Consider the following 14,845-nt stretch of genomic DNA (forward strand, 5'->3'; position numbering starts at 1 on the left):
GGTGCTGAAAGAGAACGGAAAATTGGAATCATTTATACGCAATTTTTTATTTGACATTTATTGTCTTCCATAATACAATTGAGACAACAAAAACACACATGTGTAAAAGCACATAAACAGAACTCAAATTCGGACGAGTGACATCACTCAGAAAGGAAGATAAAAATGAAGGTTGGTATTATCGGAGCAGGCCGTATCGGCAAGGTTCATGCAAAGAATATCTCCATGTTTGTACCGGAGATGGAAATCAAGACCATCGCAGACCCGTTCATGAATGAGCAGACCGAGGCGTTTGCCAAGCGATATGGCATCCAGAATTGCACCAAGGATGCAAACGATATCCTGAACGATCCGGAAATCGAGGCAGTTCTGATTTGCTCTTCGACCGACACCCATTCTAAGTACATCATCGAAGCGGCACACGCAGGCAAGCACATTTTCTGCGAGAAGCCGATCGATTATGATCTCGCGAAGGTGCATGCGGCAATCAATGCTGCCAAGGAAGCAGGCGTTAAGCTGCAGATCGGTTTCTGCCGTCGCTTTGACCACAACCACCGTGCAGTTTACGACATGGTACGCGATGGCAAGGTCGGCAAGGTCAACATTGTCAAGATTTCCTCGCGTGATCCCGAGCCGCCGTCTGTCGATTACGTTAAGGTATCCGGTGGTATCTTCTATGACATGATGATTCACGACTTTGATATGGCTCGTTTCCTGGCTGGCAGCGAGGTTACCGAAGTCAATGCAATCGGTTCGGTACTGGTCGATCCCGGCATCGGTGAGGCTGGCGACGTAGATACCGCGCTGGTTACGCTGAAGTTTGCAAACGGCGCAATCGGTGTTATCGACAACAGCCGTAAGGCAGTTTATGGTTATGACCAGCGCGTCGAGGTCTTTGGCTCTGAGGGCTGCGCAGAAGATCAGAATGATATCCCGAATACGGCTGTGCTCTCTACTGCTGATGGTGCAGTGCATGGCGTGGCCTACAAGGTTATGTTCGATCGTTACACCGGTGCATTCGTTGCCGAGATGCAGGCATTTGCCGATGCAGTTGTGAATGACAAGCAGCCGCCGGTGACTGGTGAAGACGGTCTGTATCCGGTATTGATGGCTGCTGCGGCAACCAAGTCGCTCAAGGAAGGCCGTCCGGTTCGCATTGCAGAAATTGAAAACGGCTAATTCAATCTCTTTTCTCTTCATTCTCGCGCGGTTATAGGCACTCTGTAGCCGCGCAATTTTCCCAATTTCCATATCAAAAGAAAGGTTTGTGTCTTATGAAGTTTGAGCGTTCTGCCTGCATTGAGCCGATGTACAGCGAAATTCCTTTTCTGGATCGCTTTCAGGCTGCGAAAAACGACGGATTTGAATATGTAGAGTTCTGGAGCTGGACCGATAAGGATCTGGATGCAGTCAAGGCAGCAGCTGAAGCTGCCGGCATCGGTATTTCGGGTTTTAACGGTGATGCAGACTACTCTCTGATCGACCCCACCCACAAGGAAAAGTATCTGGATTTTCTGCGCAAGTCGGTTGCAGCTGCACAGAAAATTGGTGCAAAGTCGGTGACCATCCACTCCAACGCACTCGGCGAGGGCGGCATCGTCGTCAATCACTATGATGATCTGAGCGATACCGTCAAGCTGTGCTCGATGTATGACATGCTGCTCGAGTGTGCAAAAATCGCTGAGGAGAGCGGCATTGCCATGAATCTTGAGCCACTCAACATTACGACCGACCATGTTGGCAACTTCCTCGCACACACCCAGATGGCAGCCGAGATGACTCGTTTGATCGGTTCGCCCATGCTCAAGGTACTCTACGACGTTTACCATATGCAGCTCAACGAGGGCTCTCTGTGTGATACCATCCGTGCGTATGCCGACCAGATCGGACACATCCACGTTGCGGATGCACCCGGTCGCCACGAACCCGGCACCGGTGAAATCAACTATCATGCGGTATTCTCCTGCCTGGCAGAGTGCGGATACACTGGCCGCATCGGCTATGAGCTGATTCCCAAGGTGGACACGGCTACCGCTGTTCAGGCAATTATGGCAACTGAGTAATCTGCAAAATTTTTGCGCCCCGCAAAGACCGTTTTTTCCTACCCCGAATGGCTTCGGCAGCACTCAATAATCATAACTAAGGTGTATAGATGTTCGTTTCATATCGATCAGGATATGAGCATGACGAAAAGATATTTTTCACGTATCGGCGTGAAATGGTAGTAGAAAGATAAAGGAGCGTATGATTATGTATGCAAAAAGATGGATGGCAGCAACCCTGGCCGGCGCAATGGCGCTCACATTGACCGCATGCGGAGGCAATGCAGACAGCACGTCGACCGCAGAATCCGGTAATTTAGGAGACGACGTGAAGAAAATCAGCGTTATCTTGAAAACCTCATCTGCTGAATACTGGCAGTACATTCAGGCAGGTGCAAAGGCGTATGATGAAGAGCACGATGATGTTGAAGTATCCATCAAGGGCCCGACTTCGGAAACTGCATTCGAGGAACAGATGGCTATGGTTGAGACCGATATCAGCACGGCTGATTTTGACGCGTATGTCATTGCACCGCTGCAGCCGGATACGGTCAAGACCATGATTGCAGGCGAAACCCGTCCGGTTGTTGCCCTCGACAGCAATATCCCGGATGCGCCGGAAGTTAAGACTTTCGTTGGTACGGGCAATGAAGCTGCTGCAAAACAGGGCATGGAAGCAGCCGTTGAGGCGGCAAAGGCTGCCGGTTGGACGGAAATTAAGGCAATCGAGATTTGCGGTGTACAGGGCGAGCCGACCAATGAAGCGCGCAAGGCAGGTTTCATGGCAGGTATCGAAGAAAACGGTGGAGATTTCCTTGAAGAAGAGACCCAGTATGCAAACGCGACTGCAGATCTAGCAGTTAACTGCATGGAAGCAATCATGCAGACCCATCCCGAAGGTATTGCTATCATTTGTGCCAATAACGATGATATGGCAATCGCAGCGGCTCGCACCGCAGCTTCCAATCCGGCTTATGAAAATACCATCTTCCTGGGTTTTGACGGCGTAAAATCGGCATGTGAATCCATTTTGAACGGTGAGCTGGACATGGCAGCTGCGCAGGACCCGTATAACATGGCTTATCAGGCGGTTGACGCAGCGGTTAGACTCATTGATGGTGAGACGCTGCCTGAATTTATTGACTCCGGTTCTGCTGTCGTTACCAAGGACAATGCACAGGAGCGCCTGAATACCCTCAATGGATATTTAAGCTAAATGCAATCTTCTCAACCAATTTAATACGGCATAAGAAAACCCTCTGGTGTGACGTTCATCTCACATCAGAGGGTTTTTGTTATTTGGTAGGTGCTCGGTTCCATAGCATTATACTTCAGATATCTAATTACATACGCACCTTTTAAATTCATAAGACTCCTAATTGTTTCACTTTTTAGTATGTAATGACAATAGAAATTACATCTAGAGCAAGCTCACTAGCTCGGTAATCTACCCTGTAAAGAGTTCTCCACAGAAGAATCTAACCGAATTCCAGTATATGTATCTTCCAAGCAGATCTTCTACCCCAAATCCACTCCCCCGCACTCATCAACACTTGATTCACCAATTACTGACGCTGCATTCTATATATTAGCATATTAGCTGGGGGAATCGTATTTCAATCCGATAATCCACTTCTCACTCACCTTGACCCGACCGAACTGAACATCGATAAAATGCTGATCAACGTGTTTACAGATATGATGCTTATTTTCCTATAATTAAATATAATATAACAATTTATAGATACATGCCCTACAAAAATCCTATTTCGATCATGCATCTATTCTTTGCAGTATTTCTGTTGACTTTTTGTAAGTTTTTTAATTTCAAATGTATAGATCGACAATCTAGCTATTTCTAATAAAAACGTGTCTTCTTCATTATAGTCTTTCTCATACCGAGCCGTCTTTTCTCCTGAAAACATTGTTCATTTGAGTAGTCTGACCTAAATACAAAGCATCCTCTTATTTTACCATATAATATAGTAGTACATAAGTGTATGAAATATTTTATGTGCTTTTAGGCGTAGATTGATTAGAAATTTATTAACCGTTCTCTGCACAGTTATTTATACACAAATAGCATAGCGCATTTTTTAATTTTGGTTTGCAAACTCTAAATTGCATGAACACCATAAATATGAAAAGAAGCTGACCATAAGGTCAGCCTCTTTCCATTTTTGTGTGTTATCAATCGTTTGATTGACTGTTTACGCTACTTCGCCGCCGGTACGGTGGGTGTTGACCCAATCCTTTTCCAGTGCAGCCCAGTCACGGTTCTCCTGAAGGGCAGTCCAAGTCTCATACTCTGCGTCCTCGAAGAGGTCATAATCGTGCGAGTTGGTAGCCTCCTGGATTGCCTCGTAGTACCAAGCACCCTCCGGATTATCCGGCCACTTGATCATGGTATCCAGCATGTGGTCTGCATGCGGCTTGCGCTGGAGTACGTTATTAACCAACGTGACCGCCTCTGCACGGGTGATCGCCTGATCGGGCAGGAAAGTACCATCCGGATAGCCATGAATCCACTGTGTCATCGCTGCATCATTGATGTTCTCACGCGCCCAGTGGTTTGCAATGTCGGTAAACAGGTCTTCCTCAACATCATAGCCCGAGGACATGAATCGCGATGCAATCGCCGCGAACTCTGCACGGGTAATATTATTGTTCGGGCGGAAGGTGCCATCTTCATAACCCTGAATGATGCCTGCGTTGACCATCGTCGAAATTGCATTGTTGTACCATGCGTCCGGTGCAACATCCGGGAAGTTGTTGGTCGTCATCCAGAACTGGTCACGCGCTTCGTCGGTCAGCAGACGGAAGAAAATCGTCGCAACCTCTGCACGACTGATGTTCGCCTGCGGCTTGACCGGCCAGCGGCTCTCATCCTCGGTCGGCTGTCCGGTTACATAATCCTCGGGATAGCCCACGATGTACGCATAGTGATCGACCGTGTTGAGCCACGGCGTCTCTGCCAGAGGTACTTCTTCGTCGATAATCTCTTCTTCGTCATCATCATCGCGGTCGTTGTCATCATCCGGGTCATACTCCGGGTGATGCGCTCCGCCGCCGCTGGATTCTTCAACAGTATAAGAAACTACAGGCTTGGGGAACTCAACCGGTGTAATCGGATTGCCATCCGAGTCTATCGGGTACAGAATTGCAATATTATTGGTATTGAGCTGATTGTACGTGCCCGGCTCACTCTGCGGATTGGTCAAATCAACTGCATACGCCAGCGTAACCGGTTGTTCCACGGTAACCGGAACATTGATATCCAGCACGAAGCACTCACCATAGGTCTCGCCGTCAAATTCTGTACCGCCTGCATAATAATGCAGCACAAACTGATCCGGATCTTCCGTAGTGCCGAAGTTATAGGTCGCATCATCTTCCCCCTTGGTAACATTCAGCGTTGTATCTCCAACCGTCAGTTTGAGTCTATTGACATCATTGATGAAGTTGAAGTCGTAGGACTTGCCCTGACTATCCGTGCCAGAACCAATTTCATCGATAATCTGAGAACCTGCATCTACAAACTGACCCAGTTCATTCGAAATCGAACCTAGAATGGATTCAAGTACGGCCAATTTTTCCTCAGCAGAATCGTTATTAGATGGACCTACATAGTAATTACCAATCGTTTGGGTCCATTCACAGAATCCGGAACTTACAGCTCCTAACGACGGTAAACTATCCGCATGCTTATAGCGATATCCGATCGTAACGATCTGATATCCAGCATCCTTTACTTTGAGCAACTCCTGAGCCGCAAAGTAGGTACCGCGTTCCATATTTAGGTACGGATACTCATCAAAACTCTGCACCTGTGCCGTTGTATAACACTGTTCATCAGGAGCCGTTGCAGCCTCTTCCTGCGAGAACGAGTTTTCAGCACTTTCTTCAATTGCTCTACCCTGTTCTGCAATGAAGTCACCAAAGGTTTTATCGTCCGCCTCGGCACGCATATACATGGAATCGTTTGTACGGCCTCCTATTTCCGTAGCGTCCATATTATTCAAGCACTGCTTACGATCACCATTATGTACCGTACAAACAGAAGTGTCCTCCGTATCACTACGGCAATAATAGTATCCTGCACCATCAGTCATCAGAATAAGATGGCGATTCTGAGGCATGGCCTCGCCGCTATCCAGCAGCCGTCTTGCTACGCGAATGCCCACCTGCAGATTAGTACCTCCATCTTGAACGATCTGAGATTTTTCTGCCAAGACGTTTTCAAATTCTTCTGCCAGCTTTGCCATGAAGTCATCCACATTTTCTGCATTGACTTCCTGAAGCTCTGCCAAAGCTCCTGCAGTGTGAGAAAATCCAACCACACCGATATTCAAAACGATATTATCCTTCTGAGCCAGCTCCTGTACCATGTTCGTCAGCGCTTGTGTCATCGCCTCAGAATTATTTTCCAATACGCTGGAGCAGTCGATCGCAAAGACAACGTCCACGGCCTTTTTATATTCTGCAGCAGGCAGAGACAATGTAACATTAGACTCATAATTCTCGTCCAACGGGGTTGCCGTCTTACCAACCGGCGTGCCATCCCAAACCACATCACGCTTCCACTGTGCAAACAGAGTCAAATCCGAAGCCAGCGTAATCGTGCTGCCAATTTCATATGTCTTACCCGAAGCATCAGCCCAGCCGGCAAAGGTGTAACCTTCACGAGTAAACATATTGTCCTTTACTTCGACATCAACCGAACTTACACCTTCATTTAATGTATAAGTCTCGACCTCATTGTCCTCTGCGCCGCCATTTGCATCATAAGTCAATGTCAGCATCGGACTATGCGCAGCTTTCAGCGCAAGTGCTCCAGTAATCGTTGCAACGCCCGACTCATCAAAATTGCTAAATTCCTTTGTGTAATACGGCGACTCATGTCCCTGCCAACGAGTGCCTTCGCTGTCATCATACCAACCGGTAATATCATCATCGCAATCATCTAACGTCCAACCAGAACCTACCTTACTAAAGGTAATTGTTCCGGTATTATAGATATCATCACCAGAAGTAACTGCGTGGTTATTATAAATAACAGCGTCCGAAGGAAGGATCAACTGCGCGGTATCTTTCGTATTATAAATACCGCCACCATGACTTGTACTTCCCTTATCATTTACGTTATTCATAATTGTGAGTTTAACGCCTTCTTCAAACTCACAAACACCTCTGCTGGAAAATCCACTGCACTTGTTATCCGTAATTGTAACTTCTGCTCCGCTTTCCACAAGGCCATTTGTTACGCTTGCAGTAAGATTCAAACCTGCACAATCTCCATCATAGGAATTTCCAATTACTTCCAGCTTAGATTTGCCGTCTACTTTAAAATCGCCACTTACATAGACACCATATAAGCCATTATTTTCAGAAAGCAGGGTGGACTCCTCAAGAATTACATCTCCAGCAGAAAGGCCATGTCCAGCATTATCGGTGTAATACACCTCCGAACGAACCGCTTTAAAATTACCGCCATTGGCTGCATTGGAAGTACAATTCTGCACGGTAAAAGACGAATCTTCTACATAGATATTGGGGCTATTAACATAACCTCGGTTTGTACCATCAATCAAAAAGGTACTACCACCTGTTACATTGATATCAGACTGGGCAGTTTTATCCAGCTGAATTCCCTGACCTGCCGTTCCTTTTGTACCAACTCCAAGAATCTGGAAGGTCGAGCCGTTCGTTACATTCAGCACGGCACCTTCATTCATATAAATTGCATTTCTTGTCTTGGTAGTTTTGCTATCAAAGATAAACGTCAGACTTGCACCATTCGTTACATTTAATGTACCAGAAAGAGACAGCATCAGCCACGGAGCGGTACCATCCGACATCCATTCTACTTCAACACCGTCAAAAGTAAGCACTCGGCTAGTATCATAAAGTCCAAAACACATCCAACCCTCACCATTGCTTGTCAGCTGATTAGGGATAGAAATTTTTTTATTGCCCTTAAATGTGAGGGTTTTATTAAATCCCTTTGTCAGTTGGCAATCAGCGAGCAATTCAATCGTAGCACCTTCCTCTGCTTTTTCAACCGCATCGTCAAGAGATGTATAATTGTCTTCACCGATCTTAGCCACGACATCCGATTTCGGCTCAGGTGTCTGCTCAGTTTCCGTCTCCGGCTCATCTGCAACCGGCTTTGCCGCCGGGCAGCCCTTCTCATGCTCTACGGCTGTGCAGTCTTCACGCATCGTGCACCCAGTCTCTTTAGGCTGCGTTTCCGGCTGTGCTGCCGGACAACCATCCTGATGCACTTCGGCTGTGCAGCCTTCGGTCATCGTGCACGCAGTGCTATCCGGCACATCTGTTTGTGTGGATTCTGTCGGTGTAGCCGGAACCAGATCGATCATCTGAACTGTACTATCGTCAGCGAGTGCATAGGACGGAACCATCGTGAACAACATTGCAGCAGTCACGATGCTAGCAAGCAAACGTTTCTTTTTCATGCTTTCGCATCCTCCTTCTTAAAATTTTATCTATCTAAAATGCAGAGCTGTAGTGATGAGCCAGTGCTCTACATGAATTTTCAACGTTATTACATCCTCAAAATTTTGCTCTCCTGCTTAATCTCACGTTATCTATTTTCTAAAAGTCTACTTATATGCTTAAAAGACAAGGTGGCAGACTGTATCAGCCTGCCACCTCCCAGATTCGAAAATTTATGTTTTTACTTTAAATTTCCTTGTTTATTTAGTTTTATGCACTATGTGCATTTGCCCAATCTTTTTCCAGTGCAGCCCAGTCACGGTTCTCCTGAAGAGCCGTCCAAGTCTCGTACTCAGCGTCCTCAAACAGGTCGTAGTCGTGCGAGTTGGTAGCCTCCTGGATTGCCTCGTAGTACCAGGTGCCTTCCGAATTGTCCGGCCACTTGATCATGCTATCGAGCATGTGGTCTGCATCCGGCTTGCGCTGGAGCACATTGTTAACCAGCGTAACAGCTTCTGCACGGGTGATTGCAGCATCCGGACGGAACGTGCCGTCTTCGTAGCCGTTGATCCAACCAGCCATTGCTGCATCGTTGATGCTCTCGCGTGCCCAGTGATTTGCAATGTCGGTGAACAGGTCATCCTCAACACCATAACCCGAAGCCATGAAGCGCGCTGCGATTGCAGCAAACTCTGCACGAGTAATGTTTGCATTGGGCCGGAAGGTACCGTCTTCATAACCCTGAATGATACCCATGTTAACCATGGTAGATACCGCATTGTTGTACCAGTCATTCGGCAGAACATCGGAGAAGTTGTTGGAAGTCATCCAGAACTGATCGCGTGCTTCGTCGGTCAGCAGGCGGAAGAAGATTGTTGCAACCTCTGCACGGGTGATGTTTGCGTTCGGACGAACGGTGCCATCCTCAGAGTAACCGATGATGTACGCATAATGATCTTCCGTGTTCAGCCACGGGGTCTCAGCCAGAGGTACTTCTTCGTCGATAATCTCTTCGGTGTCGTCGTCGCGATCGTTGTCATCATCGTCGCCATCGCCGGCATCCGGATGGTGTGCACCGCCGCCAGAATCACGATCAAAATTAGCGATAATTGTATAGGTCTGGCCAATCTCAGCTTCAACCCATACATCCAGGTTCTCATTTTCGGTAATATCTCTATCGAGATTATCTACCAAACTACCCTGCCACTCGTCAAAATACGTACGACCGCCGTCATCTTCTGCTGTTGCAGTCAGATGAATGCGTACACGTGTCGTACTGCCCGGAATAGTCTGCCAACCAGCTTCGGTAAATACCTGACGCGGTGCCGAAGTAACTTCACCATAGCCACTGCCGTCGTCATCATAGTAAACTACAATTTCATCTGCAGCTGCATCACCAAAACGATAGATGTAAGTAGCGTCTCCCTTTACAGCAGTCTCGCTAGTAATATCTTCGCTCCAAGCGCCACGCTGACCAACGTAATTTGCATCAGCCAGCATTCCTGTCGGAATTGTATTGCCCAGCGTTACATTCGGAATCTGTACCCACTTTGCTGCCACGTCATCAAAGCTGTACAAGTCAAAGACTTCAGTGCGATCCAACTCTGTTCCATCCGACCAAGTACCATTTACAACACGATAGGTTACGGTTGCCTGATACCCATCCGGAACACCATCCGGCTGCTTCTGATCGCTTCCGCCGCCAATTTCATCCAGTCCGTAAACTACGATAATCGTAAGATCCTCTGTTACCTTACCGTTCAAGTCTCCGCCCTGGAATCCCTTGAAGGCATAATGTTTACCGTTATTCTCGACAGTTCTAGCAACGGCCAGATCGCTTACATCCGCCAAATTTTCAGTCTCGGAAACCGATACCTCCCAAGATGCATTATGCTTTGCAGACAGTGTAGCCTTATCAAGAGTTACCTCGTCAGCCCCATCTTCAAGAACATACTGTACCTTGACATCATGGGTGTTGTACTCATAGAAATTCCACAGACCAATGACATGCATGTCCTTATCGATACGGACAGGCAGATTCAGCAGGATTCCTTCGCTATACCAACCCATAAACTGCCACGTGCCATCTTCGGTCTCAATTGTGGTCTTTCCGGGTACCGGCACCTCATTCATCAGATCTCCTACATGGAATACCTGAGCCTCCGGAACTGCGGGAAGCAAATCAGTGGGTAACTGCTTACCAGCCGTACCCGACTGATACTCATAAGTAATCGTGCAGTGCGTCTTTTCAACCTCAACATTAACACTGTCATTGATATCAACGTCCGAAGAGGTCAACTTAACAGTATTGCTTAAAGTTTTGCCTTCGTCAGCCATCTGAACGGTGTAATGATAAGTGAAAACATACTGAGAGCCTGCAGGAACTTCCTGAACAACAATCGTACCACCGGAAATGGGATGAGCCTCAACCGGGCTATTGCTTATCTCTTCATTAGCATTCGTAAATTCTACAGAATCAAGCAGACCATTTCCGCTCCACATGGAATCGGTCACATTAAACGGGCCTCTGGCATCCTTATTGCCGTCATTCTTAACCGTAATCTGATAGGTCAGTACATCACCAGACTGAACAGACTGACCATCATTATACTGTTTACCGTTCACCAGGGTCAGAGCCTTTTCAATCGACAGATCAGGTGCCAGATAAGTGTTCACAAATACCGTTGCTTCCTCGTCGCGAACAATCTTACCGTCATCTGTAACTGTAAATTCAAACTGCCGATCGTTTTCCTCCCAAGACATCAAATCTTCCGCAGTCTGAATTTCGCTCAAGCGATACGTACCGGCTTCTAACACGTCAGTCGTTCCTGCAATGGTCAAATTCTGTACGGACTGGGAAACAGGCACGGTAGACAGCTTACCCGTAAGGCTCGATACTTCATCCCAGTATCCATCAGTATTCTGCTTTTCCAACTTAAACTGGAAGGCCGTCGGCTGGAAAGGCTCAGCAGACTCCGGAGCAACTACAGTTTTCTTATAAACTGCCAGTGCATCTTGTACTGTGGGCATCGCAGGCTGGACTAATTCAGTAAACTCAGCATAGAATACTAAAACTTGTTCCGCCTGCGCATTTTCTGTAGCAGAGATGATCTGCTCATCGGTAACTATCTGATTGTCTGCAGTCTTCCACTGGACAACATATCCCTCTCCGGGCTTGCCAATCTCCAGTGCCTTATTTGCTGTATCCGCAATGTTCTGATCAGAAATCGGAGTACCAGATTCAATATCATAGACATTAAGAACGGTCTCTGTCTCATCCTGTCTCAGGATAAAGCGCACCTGATAATTCGGATCTTCCGGCATCAGGATACCGTCAATATGCCAAGCATTCTTTCCGTCCTCACTCGAAGGCAGCGCCGGGTTCTCCGGATCATTGCTATTGGCACCATTCTCAAGGCTTACACGATACCAGAAGACATTTTCAAAGTTTTTGCCTACAACATCCTTAATCTCATCTGCACCCGCAGGCCAATCTTTCGGGAACGAGCTAATCTGACCTTTTACACCATTATCAAAGTCAAACTTTTCTTCAGGAGTTTCTTGGAGACTACCCTTACCTACATAATAAAAGTGCTGCGGATCAGTTGTAGTCGGATCATCTTGAGATCCAGGCTTTAGAACATAGAAATAACCATCCGTCGATCCAACCGGTTCTTCGTTTTTCTCCCACTGTGCAACAAAGGTTTCTTCTTGTCTCAGTGCAAATTTACTACCCGGTCGATAAGTCTTATCCGGATCAGTATCCGAATTCTTCAATTTCCAGCCAGCAAATTCATATCCTTCAGGAATCTGGAAACCACAATCAACCAAAGAAAGGATCGAATAGTCCGAACCTGTAACGGTATCGTCCGTATATGCGACTTCTTCTATACTATCCGGGTAATTTGCCACATACGTAACATCTACCGGAATATTGCTGACATAACCATCTACATGGTATCCGTCTTCCTGGTCCTTCATAACATACCAGACGATGTCCTGGTCTTCCTGTAATTTAGCTTTCTCGTACAATGCATCCATGAATTTCTGGATAGGCTGCTCGACCAGCTTACCGTCAATGGGTGTTTCCCCGCCGAGTGCAAAGTACTCGCCATCGTTATCCTGAAGCAGTTCGTATCCTTTTTCCGTTAAGAAACCAGGCAGACCCGTTGTCTCATCATAGGTGATACCATCCACCTCGATCGTATCATCAGCATTCGGATAATAGTTATCCTGACCCTGATCTTCACCACTTTCCGGTTCGTTTCCAGCAGCCTTCAAGACAAAGAACTTCGCAGCGGGTGATGTGACAGTGACTTCCCAACATTCACTTTTCCAACCGCCCACCAACGACGGCTTATACTTATGAGTAATGATTACAGGCTCCTCAGTAAAGTCTTCAGCTGTAATATCTGCCTGTGAGTGATCCCACCAGCCTTCTCGAACAGAGACACTACGCGAGTCACTGCTTTCCCATTTATGACCCCATCCTGATGTTCCAGATAATGTTATCGACTCACCTAAAGCAATAGATTTCTCCCCTTTATCCTCTATATGAGTTTTCAGAGTATCCGGGGCAGCCGAATCCAATCCATCCGATTCAACCAGCTCTTCATTAAGCTGTACAGTTTCTGTTTGTTCTTCCACTGCATCATTTACCGCAAACGCTTGCGCTGGTATAAACGTCATCAACATCGCGCATGTAATAAACGCCGATATCAATCGTTTTAATCGCATAATTATTGCCCTCCTTCTTAAAATTTCATCTATTCAAAACGTGACCCAGCAGGGGCAAGCTGCTGTTCCCCGATCATTTTCCGATATTTCATCTGCTTATGCTGCTTGACACGTCCGGCACAGACCGGACAACCGCATTTCTTTGCCCCAGTGCGCGAGTAAACCACCGCCCGCCAGACATGCCCTTCCGGACACTGCCACCAGACTTTCTTTTTGCTGCCATAAGTGACTGTATCCGGTGTGAGCGAACCGTTAAGCGTTGGGTGCCATTGCATTGCGATCTCTGGAAAACAGGACTGCAGGTCATTGAAACCTGCAAGTACCAATCGCCCTGCACAATATGGGCAGCCAGTCATATTGTGCGTACGCGCTGCGATCGATGTTTTCCACTCATGTCCAAGATTGCAAACCCACCAGACGCGCAGATTGCTGTATGCCGAGACTTGCTGCACAGTCAACGGTGCATTTTTCGCAGCATCCCACTCCTGTGCGACCTGCGGAAACTGGCTGGCAAGATCATTTTCTCCTGGAATGACGACCTTTCCCGCGCAGACCGGACAGCCTGCACCGCTGTGTGCCCGGGAAACGATAGATGCCTGCCAACTGTGACCATGCTCACACAACCACCACACCCGTCGATGGGAACCCGCGACAACTTCCTGCGGTGTCAGCGAACGATTCTTTTTATGATCCCATTGTTCAGCTAGCTTGGGATGAGTAACCTGTAAACTATTTTCTTCCGATAAAATGGTTCGATTAGTACATACTGGGCAGCCCGCTCCCTGTACGCGAGATTTAATAACAGCTTGCCAGCTATGACCGTGCGCACATTTCCACCAGACCTTACGTGAACTACCGGGCAATAGCCGATCAGGTTGCAAATCACCATTTTTTGCAAAATCCCATTCTTTTATAAGCTTGGGATACAACGTTGCGAGATCAGTTTCTCCCGGCCATGCACGCTGATGGGAACAGTACGGGCATCCGCTGTGATTTGCAGTGCGAGTCGTCACAGCTGCCTGCCAGCTATGACCCTTATCACATTTCCACCACACAACTTGTTTGCTGCCATAGCTGATGGCCTTGGGTGTCTGCGGCAGGTTTCGCGCCTCATCCCACTGCGCCAATAAAACTTGATTATCTGTTCGCAGGCAATAATCCCAAAAAGTTTCACGCAAAGATTGAATCTCCTCTCATCCTCTTTTATTTATGTAATTCACTTTGCAGCATCATTCCGACAAAATGCAAAACAGGACAAAATCTATATTTTGTCTACGGTTACTTGCGGTTTTATATAACAAATGGAAAAAATCGAATAAAAAAGGCCTTCTGCACGTTTGGATACGCACGAGAAGGCATGATAAACAGGTCAATCAAAAAGTAACTTTTGATTGGCCTTTTTCCGCATATTCAGAATCAATCCCAACCTTGAATTATGAACAAAATTGTGATAATATATTCTTAATAATCAAGAAAACTGTGTGATGATATGTACTTTTAGAGACAAAATATAGATTTTGTCTTATATACTTATGAAATCAGTCTTAATTGAGATAACTGCTTTACATGTTCCTCACCCGTAGAGAGCAGATAAATGCGAGTTGTTTCTA

The 14,845-nt window shown here is 46.8% G+C and carries 6 protein-coding genes; 3 read left to right on the top strand and 3 right to left on the bottom strand.

The features are described from left to right. The first annotated feature begins 165 nt into the window (after positions 1-165). From iolG to B5F17_RS11545, 3 genes are all read left to right on the top strand, one after another. Positions 166-1,179 (top strand): inositol 2-dehydrogenase, encoded by a 1,014-nt coding sequence (gene iolG / locus B5F17_RS11535; protein ID WP_087374004.1) that lies wholly within the window; start codon positions 166-168, stop codon positions 1,177-1,179. 95 nt (positions 1,180-1,274) lie between these two features. Further along, positions 1,275-2,063: a TIM barrel protein gene (locus B5F17_RS11540; RefSeq protein ID WP_016146975.1), complete on the top strand. Its 789-nt coding sequence runs from the start codon at positions 1,275-1,277 to the stop codon at positions 2,061-2,063. 187 nt (positions 2,064-2,250) lie between these two features. Then, positions 2,251-3,258: a sugar ABC transporter substrate-binding protein gene (locus tag B5F17_RS11545; RefSeq protein ID WP_087374006.1), complete on the top strand. Its 1,008-nt coding sequence runs from the start codon at positions 2,251-2,253 to the stop codon at positions 3,256-3,258. A 994-nt stretch (positions 3,259-4,252) separates the two neighbouring features. On the opposite strand, the gene B5F17_RS11550 is transcribed toward B5F17_RS11545, so the two are convergent. The 3 genes from B5F17_RS11550 to B5F17_RS11560 all read right to left on the bottom strand — a co-directional run bounded on the left by B5F17_RS11550 (position 4,253) and on the right by B5F17_RS11560 (position 14,413). After that, on the bottom strand, positions 4,253-8,518 hold the full coding sequence (locus B5F17_RS11550) for an S-layer homology domain-containing protein (RefSeq protein ID WP_087374008.1): 4,266 nt from the start codon (positions 8,516-8,518) through the stop codon (positions 4,253-4,255). A gap of 250 nt (positions 8,519-8,768) precedes the next feature. Beyond that, on the bottom strand, positions 8,769-13,235 hold the full coding sequence (locus tag B5F17_RS11555) for an S-layer homology domain-containing protein (protein WP_087374010.1): 4,467 nt from the start codon (positions 13,233-13,235) through the stop codon (positions 8,769-8,771). A 29-nt stretch (positions 13,236-13,264) separates the two neighbouring features. Further along, the gene (locus B5F17_RS11560) at positions 13,265-14,413 is read right to left on the bottom strand and encodes a zinc-ribbon domain-containing protein (protein WP_087374012.1); all 1,149 of its coding nucleotides are present in this window, start codon (positions 14,411-14,413) and stop codon (positions 13,265-13,267) included. Positions 14,414-14,845: the final 432 nt, after the last annotated feature.

This window comes from Butyricicoccus pullicaecorum (genome assembly GCF_002160355.1).
GTDB classification, from domain to species: Bacteria; Bacillota; Clostridia; order Oscillospirales; family Butyricicoccaceae; genus Butyricicoccus; species Butyricicoccus pullicaecorum.

Bases quoted from the DNA above. Each gene is read 5' to 3' on its own strand.
- B5F17_RS11550 (WP_087374008.1), bottom strand. From the start codon at position 8,518: ATGAAAAAGAAACGTTTGCTTGCTAGCATCGTGACTGCTGCAATGTTG.
- B5F17_RS11545 (WP_087374006.1), top strand. From the start codon at position 2,251: ATGTATGCAAAAAGATGGATGGCAGCAACCCTGGCCGGCGCAATGGCG.
- B5F17_RS11555 (WP_087374010.1), bottom strand. From the start codon at position 13,235: ATGCGATTAAAACGATTGATATCGGCGTTTATTACATGCGCGATGTTG.
- iolG (WP_087374004.1), top strand. From the start codon at position 166: ATGAAGGTTGGTATTATCGGAGCAGGCCGTATCGGCAAGGTTCATGCA.
- B5F17_RS11540 (WP_016146975.1), top strand. From the start codon at position 1,275: ATGAAGTTTGAGCGTTCTGCCTGCATTGAGCCGATGTACAGCGAAATT.